The following is a 10,683-nucleotide window of genomic DNA, read 5'->3' as shown; positions in this document are numbered from 1 at the left end:
GCCCGAACCCACAGACAACAACAAACAGCACAAACGGCCGCTCACCCCCCGGCGTAGTGTTGATTTCATGACCAATGACGCAATTGGTACAGATGGCCCGATAGTCCCAGGTCAGTGGGCCGGCCTCGCCGGGGATTCCGTCGGTTTCTCCGAAATACGGAAGCAGGGACAGAAGCAGGAACAAGGGCGCGGCCTAGTCTTCCTCCACGGGGTGACCTTCGACCGGGCCATGTGGCGGCCGGTTCTGGGGATGGTTCCGGCCGGGCATCCCGCCGTAGCGTTCGACCTGCCCGGGCATGGCGCCTCCCCCGCGCTCCCCGACCATGGCGTCGACTGCATGGTCGAGGCCATCCACGACGCGGTCGTGGCCGCAGGTCTCGACGCGCCCGTGATGGTGGGGCACTCCATCGCCGCGAAGTTCGCGACGGACTACGCGGCGCGCTACTCCACCGCCGCCGTGGTCAACGTCGATCAGCCCCTCCAGCTCGACCGGTTCGCCCCGTTCGCCCAGCAGCTCGCTCCCCGGCTCCGGGGGCCCGACTTCCAGGAGGCCTGGGCGATGCTTCAGGCCAGCATGCATGCGGAGAAGCTCGCTCCTGAGGAACGGGAGCTGGTACGGGTCGGGGACTCGGTGTCCCAAGGGCTCGTCCTCAGCTACTGGGCCGAACTGCTCGACACCGCCGTGCCGGACCTCCTGAACAGGACCGACACCCTGCTCCAGAAGGTACGGGCGAAGGGCGTCCCCTACCTCGCCCTCTTCAGCGATCCGATCGACGAGTCCGCCCGTACCTGGCTCACCGACCGGCTCCCCGCCGCCGAGATCCTGGTCCGGCCCACCGGCCACCACTTCCCGCACATCGCGGAAGCGGACCGCTTCACCGCTCTCCTCACGGGTCTGCTGGCGGGCCTCCCGATTCCGTAGCCGACCGGGACGCCTGCCTCCGACGCGTATCCTTCCGGGTCGGAGTACGCGAAGGCACGGAAGCCGAAAGGCTTGAGGAGGACGGGTGGCCGTACAGCGGATCACGACCCGCAACGCCCGTTTCCAGCAGTGGCAGGCGCTGCTCGGCAACCGCAACAAGCGCAAGCGGCAGAACGAGTTCCTCGTCCAGGGCGTACGGCCCATCACCATGGCCGTCGAGCACGGCTGGACCGTACGGGCCCTGCTGTACGACGCGAGCCGCCCCCTGTCGCGCTGGGCCGAGGAACTGTTGCGCGACATCAGCACCGAACGCGTCGCGATGGCACCGGAGTTGCTGGCCGAGCTGAGCGAACGCACCGACGGCGCACCCGAGGTGCTCGCCGTCGTCAAGATGCGGCCGGACGATCTGACCCGTATCAGAATCCACGACGCCTTCCTCGGCGTCCTCTTCGACCGCCCCACCCAGCCGGGCAACATCGGCAGCATCGTGCGATCAGCCGACGCCTTCGGTGCGGACGGCCTGATCGTGACGGGTCACGCGGCGGACGCGTACGACCCGAAGGCGGTACGCGCCACAACAGGCTCCCTGTTCGCCGTACCCGTGGTGCGCAGCCCCTCGCACCACGAGGTGATGGAGTGGCTGGAGAAGGAACGCGCACGGGGCCACGCCGTGGCCGTCGTCGGCACCGACGAGCAGGGCGAGGCGGACGTGTCGGCCTTTGACCTCACCCAACCGGTGCTACTGCTGATCGGCAACGAGACGACAGGGCTCAGCTCCACCTGGCGCGAACTGTGCGACCACGTGATCAGCATCCCGATGTCGGGCTCGGCGAGTTCCCTGAACGCGTCGAACGCCGCGACGGTAATGCTGTACGAGGCGTCCCGCCAGCGCGCGGCGGCTCGCGCGCGCTGACGCGTCCGGTTGGAATGGGCCGCGTATCGCGGGAGCAGGAAGCCGGAAAGAGGCGCGTCCGAGGACTCACGGGTATTCGTGCGTCATGCGGGTGAGAGCGAGATGGCCACGCTGGACGAGCACCCGGTTCCGCGTTGTGAGGCCCGTGTTCAGGTAGGAGACGCCGAGTCTCGTGGCCAGCAGGCGCAGTGTCCTTGCCTCGGTGTCCGACAGTGTGCGGCCGTACCCCGCGAAATAGGCCGCCTTGAGGTCGGGGCGCGGCGTCCAGACAGCGGCGCACAGCCAGACGAACTCCTCGACGGCGATGCCTTTGCGGGACATCGCGAAGTCGATTACCCCGTGGCCGTGCTCCGGGCTCCACAGCCAGTTGCGTGTGGAGTAGTCCCCGTGCTGGTACACGACGGGGAGGCCTTCGGCCATCTGCGGCAGTTCCCGGACCACGCACCGCACCATGGCGCGCTGCTTGTCGTCGAGGTGCGCGGCAGTGCCCTCCAGACAGGTGGCCGCCTCTTGCGCCTGATCGGCAAAGGCAGCGCGGATGATCTCGGAGTCCTGACCCGAGGCCGGGTCGGAGTGATCGTGCCAGCGCCTGAGCAGTCGTCCGGCGAGTTCGTGCACGCGCCGCTCCTCCTCCGGCCGGAGAGGCAGGTCTCGTACGATGCGGCCTGGCAGCGCCGAGGTCATGATCGCCTGAAGGCCGGGGTCTGATGCCAGGAGGCGGGGAGCCTCGTGAGGGGCGAGAACACGCGCCGCGTACGCGTAGCCGAGGATCTCGCGCTCGTAGTCTTTCGTGCTCGGAGCGAGCTTGAGGAACACGACGTCGGCGCCCGCTGCCACCCGCCAGACCCTGGAGTCGTCCCGGGGCCAGGACACATCGGTGACCTGGTCCAGGTCAGGCAGGTGTTCCGCGGCCCATCGCAGCAGTTCAGCGGGGATGGGAGCCTTCTGAGACATAAGGCCAGTCCTATCTGGACCGTAGGGACAGCGGAATCCCGACACGGGGCTGGACATGCCGCGTACCGGCCGCAGCGACGCTGTTGTTGTCCGGTCGGACCACCGGTGAACTGAGAGGCCTGGCCTCCCGTTACGGCGTGCTGCTGTACGAGGCGTCCCGCCAGCGCGCGGCGGCTCGCGCGCGCTGACCGATTTTGCCAGTTGCCCCGCACCTGGTCAGGGCCCGACGCGGATCCGGTGCCCCACCTCTCGACAGTCGCGTGCCCGCGGCGACGGGCGGACACTGGAGAGAGGAGGTGGGTCATGCGCGAGGTGGCTGAATGCCGGGATTCCCTCGGATCAGTCGCGGTGGACTGCGCAGGCCTGTCGGCCTCGGCTCCTGAGGTGTAGCGCTGGAGGGCGGATTCATGGAGGCAGACAAGGGCGACCGGCTGGTGGTGCACGGCCGCATCGTCGGCGAAGAGGACCGGGTCGTGGAGGTCATGGAGGTACTGGGACCGCCTCGTACGCCGCCCTTCCGGGTGCGCGACGAGCACGGTCATGAATCGATCATGGTGCCGGGCCCTGATTCACAGGTGGATCATCGAGAAGCCCGGTAGACCGGAAGCCTGGCTTCGTTCACGTCGAACAGCAGCAGGGGCCGCGGAGGCGCCGCAGTGGGCCCTTGTCAGCCGGCCGACGGGGTCAGGCTCGTGCGGTCGAACGGGCCGCCGTGCTCGGCGGCGTACGCGATCGCGTCGTTGACGGCGTCGAGGCCGAACGACCGCACCCGTTCGGGGGCGAGGTCCAGCGTGCCCGAGGCGAGGAGCCGGATGATGCCGACATTGGCTGTGCGGGGGTACATCCACTGCCCGCGCACGGTGATCGAGTTGCGCATGATCCAGGGGTACGGGAACGCGAGGTCGTCGCCACCGAGCATGCCGACGCCGCCCATCAGGACGACGCGTCCACGCTCGCGTACGGTCATGGCCGCCGCGCGCGACGCCGAGCTGGGCGCGCTCGGCGGGAGCAGGTCGATCACCATGTCGATCGGTCCTTCGGCCGCCGCGGACATCGCCGCGCGGTCGGTGGCCTCGTCCCCGGTCAGCGGGACCGGGCGCAGCCGCGGACCGAACCGGTCGGCGAGGAGGTCGAGCGCGGCCTGGTTGCGGCCCGGGGCGACCACGCGGCCCGCTCCCATCGCGAGCGCGACCGCGACCGCGCTGCTGCCGAGGTTGCCGGTGGCCCCGCTGACGAGCAGCGTCTCGCCGGCTTCGATCCCGCCTGCCAGCAGCCCGCCGTAGGAGATGGTGTGCACGGTGAGTGCGGCCCAGCGGGCCGGATCGTCCGCCGCCACGGAGATCCGCCGGGTGCTCGTGGCACGCCTCTCCGGGCACCCCATCCCGGTGATCACGGCCGTCACCCGAGCGATCGCTTCGACCGCCTGAACCGCCGCCGAACCGCCGCCAGGGCCGCGCACGATCGCGTGCACCCCTTTCCCTTCAGATTTCCCTTCAGACAGGTCAGCAGAACCAGAAGAAGATGGTGTCCGGAGTCTGCCCCATCCTCTTCGCGCTCGCCCACTCCTCCGCCTCGAAGCGCATCAGCTCGGCGAACCGCGCCGCCGTCTCCCGGTAGTCCGGGTCGAGCCGGTCCAGGACGGATTCGTACGCGTCGGCGAGCGAGCCCGCCCGGTCCGCCGGGAACACCCCGATCGACGGGAAGGCGTCGCCGGGGTGGGGCAGCCGGATGGGCGGGCCGTTGAAGAGGAACGAGCCGGGGCACAGGTCCGGCGCCACGCCGTGGGCGGCCAGTTCCTCGTCCATGGAGTAGAACCACGACGGCCTGCGCCAGACACCCAGGTCCGTGGTGTCCGAGAAGAATCCGGCCACGAGCTGGTGGAAGGCGTACGAGTACGCGGGGCCCTCGGACGCCGTGAGGGTCCCCGCCAGCAGCTCGTCGAGCGCCTGCGCCACGGAGACGTCGAGGCTGATGCCCTGGTGGCGGTGGCTTGCGTCCTGCTCCACACAGCGTTCCCTGGTGAGGACGGCGCGCCGCTCCTGCTCCGGGGTCCGCTCCACCGCCGTGAGCAGCCGCATGACCCTTCTCATGTCGCCGGTGCTCATCTCAAGGCAGTAACCCACAGTTCCCGTTCCTTCCCCCGCGCACACCCCCCGTGTGCGTCCGCCGTCCATGATCCGCGACGCCGGTCCCGCGCACTCGTCGGGGTGCTCGTGGGGCGTTCGTGGGGCGTGGACGACACGGAGGCCCCGGCTCGTACCTGTCGGTACGGCCGGGGCCTCCGTGTTGTTCAGGCCAGGTGTTCAGGGCACGTGTTCAGGCCCAGGTGTTCAGGCCCAGGTGATCAGGCGCTTCGGCTGTTCCAGGATCGCGGCGATGTCTCCGAGAACCTTCGAGCCCAACTCCCCGTCCACCAGCCGGTGGTCGAAGGACAGCGCCAGCGTGGTGACCTGGCGCGGCTTGACCTTGCCCTTGTGCACCCAGGGCTGCGGCTTGATCGCACCGACCGCCAGGATCGCCGACTCGCCGGGGTTGAGGATCGGCGTACCGGTGTCGATCCCGAAGACGCCGACGTTGGTGATGGTCACCGTCCCCCCCTGCATGGCCGCGGGTGTCGTCCGGCCCTCGCGGGCCGTGGAAACCAACTCGCCCAGTGCGGTGGCCAGGTGCGGCAGGGTCTTGTCCTGCGCGTCCTTGATGTTGGGGACGAGCAGGCCGCGCGGGGTCGCGGCGGCGATGCCCAGGTTCACGTAGTGCTTGAGCACGATCTCCTGGTTCGCCTCGTCCCAGGCGGCGTTGATCTCAGGGTTGCGCTTGACGGCGACCAGCAGCGCCTTGGCGATGAGCAGCAGCGGGTTGACCCGCACCCCCGCCATGTCCTTGTCGGACTTCAGCTCCTCGACCAGCTTCATCGTGCGCGTCACGTCGACGGTGACGAACTCGGTGACGTGCGGGGCCGTGAACGCGCTGCCCACCATCGCCGCCGCCGTGGCTTTCCGTACGCCCTTGACGGCGATACGGGTCTCCCTGGCGCCGGAAGCCGCGAGCGCCTCGGGTGCGGGGGCCGCCGTCCCCGGTGCCGCGGCGGACGGCTCCTGTACGGAAGGCTCCGCGGGCGCGGGGGCCGTCGCGGCCGCGTTGGCAGCGTGGACGTCCTCGCGCGTGATGATGCCGTCCGGGCCCGTCGGTGTGACCGTCGTCAGGTCGACGCCCAGGTCCTTGGCCAGCTTGCGCACGGGGGGCTTCGCCAGCGGGCGGTCCGGCGCGGGCGTCGGAGCCGACGCGGGCGCGGGCGCCGGGACTTCCGCGACTGGCACGGCCGCCACCGGGGCCGAGTAGCCGTTCATCTCCGCCTGGATCGCGGCGGCGGCCGGTTCCTCCGGCCCCGGGCCCGCGCTCCGGCGCGCGCGCCGCTTCGTCGACGCCTCGGCGACGCCGTACCCGACGAGGACCGGCGTACGACCCTTCGGCTCCGAAGCCGGCTCATCGCCACCAGCAGCACCAGGCTCCGGCGCCGGCTCCGCCGTGCCCGGCGCGACGTCCACCGTGATGATGGAAGCGCCGACGTCGACGGTCGTGCCCTCCTCAAAACGCAGCGCGTGCACCACCCCGTCGTAGGGGATGGGCAGTTCGACGGCCGCCTTCGCCGTCTCCACCTCGCACACCACCTGACCGTCGGTCACGGTGTCGCCCGGCGCCACGTACCACTTGAGGATCTCGGCCTCGGTGAGCCCCTCGCCCACATCGGGCATCTTGAACTCGCGGTAACGAGTGGACGTGTCAGCAGTCATGGTCACGGCACTCCTCAGTACGCAAGCGAGCGGTCGACGGCGTCGAGCACCCTGTCCAGGCCGGGGAGGTACTCGTCCTCCAGCCGGGCCGGCGGATACGGCGAGTGGAAACCGCCGACGCGCAGAACCGGTGCCTCCAGGTGGTAGAAGCACCGCTCCGTGATGCGAGCGGCGATCTCGGCGCCCGAGCCGTAGAAGACCGGCGCCTCGTGGACCACCACCAGCCGGCGCGTCTTCTCCACCGACTTCTGGATCGTGTCGAAATCGATGGGGGACATCGACCGCAGGTCGAGGACCTCCAGCGACTTGCCCTCCTCCTCGGCGGCGGCCGCCGCCTCCAGGCAGACCTTGACCATCGGGCCGTACGCGGCGAGCGTCAGGTCCGTGCCCGTCCGCGTCACCCGCGCCGCGTGCAGCGGTCCCGGGATGGCCTCGACGTCGACCTCGCCCTTGTCCCAGTAGCGCCGCTTCGGCTCGAAGAAGATCACCGGGTCGTCGCTCTGGATGGCCTGCTGCATCATCCAGTAGCCGTCGGCCGGCGTGGACGGCGAGACGATCTTCAACCCCGCCACATGCGCGAACAGCGCCTCGGGCGACTCCGAGTGGTGTTCGACCGCGCCGATGCCGCCGCCGTACGGGATGCGTATCACGACGGGCATCTTGATCTTGCCCAGCGCGCGGGCGTGCATCTTCGCGAGCTGGGTGACGATCTGGTCGTACGCCGGGAAGACGAACCCGTCGAACTGGATCTCTACCACCGGGCGGTAGCCGCGCAGCGCCAGGCCGATCGCCGTGCCGACGATGCCGGACTCGGCGAGCGGGGTGTCGATGATCCGGTCCTCGCCGAAGTCCTTCTGGAGACCGTCGGTGACCCGGAAGACGCCGCCGAGCTTGCCGACGTCCTCGCCCATGATGAGGACCTTGGGGTCGGTCTCCAGGGCCTTGCGCAGCGATTCGTTGATCGCCTTGGCGAGGGGGAGTTTCTGTACGGCCATGGCTACTTGCCCTCCTCGGCGGCGGAAGCGGCAGAACCGGCGGAAGCCGCTGATGCGTCGTCGGCCGAGTCGGCGAACGAGGCCTGGTACGCGGCGAACTGCGCCCGCTCCTCGTCGACGAGCGCGTGCCCGTCCGCGTACACATGGTCGAAGATGGCCAGGTGGTCCGGGTCGGGCATCGCCCTGACCGCCTCGCGCACGCGCTTGCCGAGGGCCTCGCTCTCCTCGTCGAGCGCCGTGAAGAACGCCTCCTCGGCGTTCCCCGACTTCTCCAGGTACCTGCGCAGCCGCAGGATCGGGTCCTTGGCCTCCCAGGACTCCGTCTCCTCGGTCGCGCGGTACTTCGTCGGGTCGTCGGACGTGGTGTGGGCGCCCATGCGGTACGTGAACGCCTCGACCAGCGTCGGTCCCTGCCCGCGCCTGCACTGCTCCAGCGCGGCGCGCGTCACGGCCAGGCAGGCCAGTACGTCGTTGCCGTCGACGCGGACGCCGGGGAAGCCGTACCCCTGCGCGCGCTGGTAGAGCGGCACGCGCATCTGCTTCTCGGTGGGTTCGGAGATCGCCCACTGGTTGTTCTGGCAGAAGAACACGACCGGCGCGTTGTACACGGCGGCGAAGGTGAAGGCCTCGGCGACGTCGCCCTGGCTGGAGGCGCCGTCACCGAAATAGGCGATCACGGCGGAGTCGGCGCCGTCCTTGGCCACGCCCATCGCGTAGCCCGTCGCGTGCAGCGTCTGGGAGCCGATGACGATCGTGTAGAGGTGGAAGTTGTTCGTGTTGGGGTCCCAGCCGCCGTGGTTCACCCCCCGGAACATCCCCAGCAGGTTGGTCGGGTCGACCCCGCGCACCCAGGCGACGCCGTGCTCGCGGTAGGTCGGGAAGACGTAGTCGTCGTCGCGCAGCGCCCGGCCCGAGCCGATCTGCGCGGCCTCCTGGCCCAGCAGCGACGCCCAGAGTCCCAGCTCGCCCTGGCGCTGGAGCGAGGTGGCCTCGGCGTCGAAGCGGCGGGTGAGCACCATGTCCCTGTACAGGCCGCGAAGCTCGTCGGGGGTCAGGTCGATCCGGTAGTCCGGGTGCTCGACACGCTCGCCCTCGGGGGTGAGGAGCTGTACGAGCTGAGGCTCGGAGCCCCCCTGCGCGGAGTCGGGCGATTGCGGCGCGTCCTGCGCGCTCGCGTTCTGCGCGCTCGCGCGCTTTGTACCGCTGCTGCGTCGCGGTTTCCGCGCGGCAGTGCTGTCCACGGTCACGTGCGTGCTCCTCCGTCTGTCCGGTCCCCGGGATCTGCCGGAAATCCAGTTGCGGCTCGCCTGCTCCGTCGTGCGCACGGGGTGGGTGCGACCTGGTCGGAACAGGCGTGACAGGCGCCCCGGCGAGTGCTTGTCAGAGGCACGTTACCCACTGGGTCGTACTCCTGAGAAACCCCCTTTGACCTGCGGATTTGCTTGGATTTCCAAGTAAATCCAGAAAGAGGGGAACAAGCACTGGTCACAGCCTTGCAGGCCGCCGGAACAACGGCACGTTATCCCGCTCCGTCACGGCAGGGAAGGGGCGAGTGTGTTTGACTGAAGTGTGCCCGAAAATGGAAGAATCACCGTTTTTCTGCTGGATGACCATGAAGTGGTCCGCCGGGGTCTGCACGAGCTGCTCGCGGTGGAGGACGACATCGAGGTCGTCGGTGAGGCGGGTACGGCCGCGGACGCCCTGGCCCGCATTCCGGCGACGCGTCCCGATGTGGCTGTGCTCGACGTACGCCTGCCCGACGGCAGCGGCGTGGAGGTCTGCCGTGAGATCCGTTCCCAGGACGACAGCATCAAGTGCCTGATGCTCACGTCGTTCTCCGACGACGAGGCGCTCTTCGACGCGATCATGGCGGGGGCCTCGGGATATGTGCTCAAGGCGATCCGGGGCAACGAACTGCTGACCGCCGTGCGTGACGTCGCGGCCGGCCGCTCGCTGCTGGATCCGGTGGCCACGGCGCGGGTGCTCCAGCGCCTGCGGGACGGCGGCCCCGACAACCCGAGGAGCGGGGACAGCGACAAGATGGCCCGCCTCACCGATCAGGAACGAAAGATCCTGGACCTGATCGGCGAAGGAATGACCAACCGCTCCATCGGCGAGGAACTACATCTGGCCGAGAAGACGATCAAGAATTACGTGTCCAGCCTGCTCTCCAAGCTGGAGATGGAGCGGCGCTCGCAGGCCGCCGCCTATGTGGCCAGATTGCAGGCCGAGCGGCACTGACCTCGGGACCAAGGGCCCACCGGTCGCAGGCCCGGCTCCCCTGGCAGGGGCGGTTCCGCTGACGGATGGTTGAAGGTATGCCTACCGAGGAACTGCCCGCCACATGTCTGGAAACAGACGCTGTGTGCCCCGAAGTAACGCCGTCCGCCACGAAAGTACGACCCATGGAACTCCTGAGCCGCGTCTCCTTCGGACACGTGGCTACGAGCATGCGGGCCATGCCGTTCGTGGCGCCCGCGCGCCACCTCCTCACCGAGGACGGACTCACGGTACGGATGCACGCCGGCCTCGGCTATCAGCAGGCGTGCGCCGGGAGCGTGGTGGCGTACGGGGCGGACAACTTCAACTCGGGTGACACGGTCCTCTGGTCGGTGCAGTGCACGGGCACCGCGGAGATCATCGAGCCGACGCGGGCCCTGGAGGAGCTGTACGGTCCGGGTCCGCGCAGCGTGGACGGCGAACCGTTCGAGCCGGTCTACATGCGGCTGGTACCGCAGTTCGTGACCGTACACACGTTCGACTATTCGTAAAGCGACAGAGCCGACACGCTGAGTGATCTAACATCTGACAAGTGCCGCGCTCATATGCATTGGTTGCGCCCGTCGCGACCAACACAGCTATCCCTCTTGCCACTTCTGTCACTTCAGCACCGCCGGTCCCCGGGGCCGCCCCCGTCATCTCGGCCCCGCCCGCCGCCGCAGCTCCTCCCGTACGCGCTCTGCTGAGCCGCTACCGGAACGTGGGCGAGCCCCTGTCCTGCGTACCGCTCGCCCAGGGTCTGCTCAACCACAGCTACCGGCTCGCGACCACCCGGGGCGCCTACTTCCTCAAACACCATCTCGACGGGGACCACGAGTCCGTCGCCCG

Annotated in this window: 11 protein-coding genes and 2 pseudogenes; 6 read left to right on the top strand and 7 right to left on the bottom strand. The window is 69.2% G+C overall.

The annotated features are described in order from the left end of the window. A partial coding sequence (locus QR77_RS48845) for a hypothetical protein (protein ID WP_236710741.1) occupies window positions 1–184 on the bottom strand: 184 nt, incomplete at its 3' end. Between QR77_RS48845 and QR77_RS20185 the strand changes: the two genes are divergently transcribed. Then, on the top strand, window positions 101–922 hold the full coding sequence (locus QR77_RS20185; protein WP_269084363.1) for an alpha/beta hydrolase: 822 nt from the start codon (window positions 101–103) through the stop codon (window positions 920–922). The two genes, QR77_RS48845 and QR77_RS20185, sit on opposite strands and share 84 nt — an antisense overlap. 85 nt (window positions 923–1,007) lie before the next feature. After that, window positions 1,008–1,835, top strand: a complete 828-nt coding sequence (locus QR77_RS20180) for an RNA methyltransferase (protein ID WP_040023434.1) — start codon at window positions 1,008–1,010, stop codon at window positions 1,833–1,835. 66 nt (window positions 1,836–1,901) lie between these two features. Here QR77_RS20180 and QR77_RS20175 read toward each other — a convergent pair whose 3' ends face one another. Continuing rightward, window positions 1,902–2,789 carry an aminoglycoside phosphotransferase family protein gene (locus tag QR77_RS20175; RefSeq protein ID WP_040023433.1) on the bottom strand — a complete coding sequence of 296 codons (888 nt, stop codon included), beginning with the start codon at window positions 2,787–2,789 and terminating at the stop codon, window positions 1,902–1,904. Window positions 2,790–3,196: 407 nt separating this feature from the next. On the opposite strand from QR77_RS20175, the gene QR77_RS20170 reads away from it, so the two are divergent. Continuing rightward, window positions 3,197–3,388, top strand: a complete 192-nt coding sequence (locus tag QR77_RS20170) for a DUF1918 domain-containing protein (RefSeq protein ID WP_040023432.1) — start codon at window positions 3,197–3,199, stop codon at window positions 3,386–3,388. Between the two features lie 68 nt (window positions 3,389–3,456). Here QR77_RS20170 and QR77_RS20165 read toward each other — a convergent pair. The 5 genes and pseudogenes from QR77_RS20165 to pdhA all read right to left on the bottom strand — a co-directional run. Continuing rightward, a pseudogene (locus QR77_RS20165) lies at window positions 3,457–4,116 on the bottom strand (zinc-binding dehydrogenase); the annotation flags it as partial. Window positions 4,117–4,291: 175 nt separating this feature from the next. Continuing rightward, a complete protein-coding gene (locus QR77_RS20160) occupies window positions 4,292–4,894 on the bottom strand; it encodes a hypothetical protein (protein WP_236710740.1) in 603 nt (200 codons plus the stop codon). A 225-nt stretch (window positions 4,895–5,119) separates the two neighbouring features. Further along, a complete protein-coding gene (locus QR77_RS20155) occupies window positions 5,120–6,580 on the bottom strand; it encodes a dihydrolipoamide acetyltransferase family protein (protein WP_107069097.1) in 1,461 nt (486 codons plus the stop codon). 14 nt (window positions 6,581–6,594) lie between these two features. Next, entirely contained in the window at window positions 6,595–7,575 is a 981-nt protein-coding gene (locus tag QR77_RS20150; RefSeq protein ID WP_040023429.1) for an alpha-ketoacid dehydrogenase subunit beta, read from the bottom strand. 2 nt (window positions 7,576–7,577) lie between these two features. Then, window positions 7,578–8,822 carry a pyruvate dehydrogenase (acetyl-transferring) E1 component subunit alpha gene (gene pdhA / locus QR77_RS20145; RefSeq protein ID WP_052488913.1) on the bottom strand — a complete coding sequence of 415 codons (1,245 nt, stop codon included), beginning with the start codon at window positions 8,820–8,822 and terminating at the stop codon, window positions 7,578–7,580. A 322-nt stretch (window positions 8,823–9,144) separates the two neighbouring features. On the opposite strand from pdhA, the gene QR77_RS20140 reads away from it, so the two are divergent. The 3 genes and pseudogenes from QR77_RS20140 to QR77_RS48840 form a co-directional block, all read left to right on the top strand. Continuing rightward, window positions 9,145–9,816: a response regulator transcription factor gene (locus QR77_RS20140; RefSeq protein WP_040023428.1), complete on the top strand. Its 672-nt coding sequence runs from the start codon at window positions 9,145–9,147 to the stop codon at window positions 9,814–9,816. Window positions 9,817–9,980: 164 nt separating this feature from the next. Next, on the top strand, window positions 9,981–10,346 hold the full coding sequence (locus QR77_RS20135) for a pyridoxamine 5'-phosphate oxidase family protein (RefSeq protein WP_040023427.1): 366 nt from the start codon (window positions 9,981–9,983) through the stop codon (window positions 10,344–10,346). A gap of 146 nt (window positions 10,347–10,492) precedes the next feature. Further along, window positions 10,493–10,683, top strand: a pseudogene (locus QR77_RS48840) (aminoglycoside phosphotransferase); the annotation flags it as partial.

The organism is Streptomyces sp. 150FB (genome assembly GCF_000818195.1).
Lineage (GTDB): Bacteria > Actinomycetota > Actinomycetes > Streptomycetales > Streptomycetaceae > Streptomyces.
Note: the sequence above shows the minus strand (reverse complement) of the source record. Positions and strands in the feature narration are given on the sequence as shown.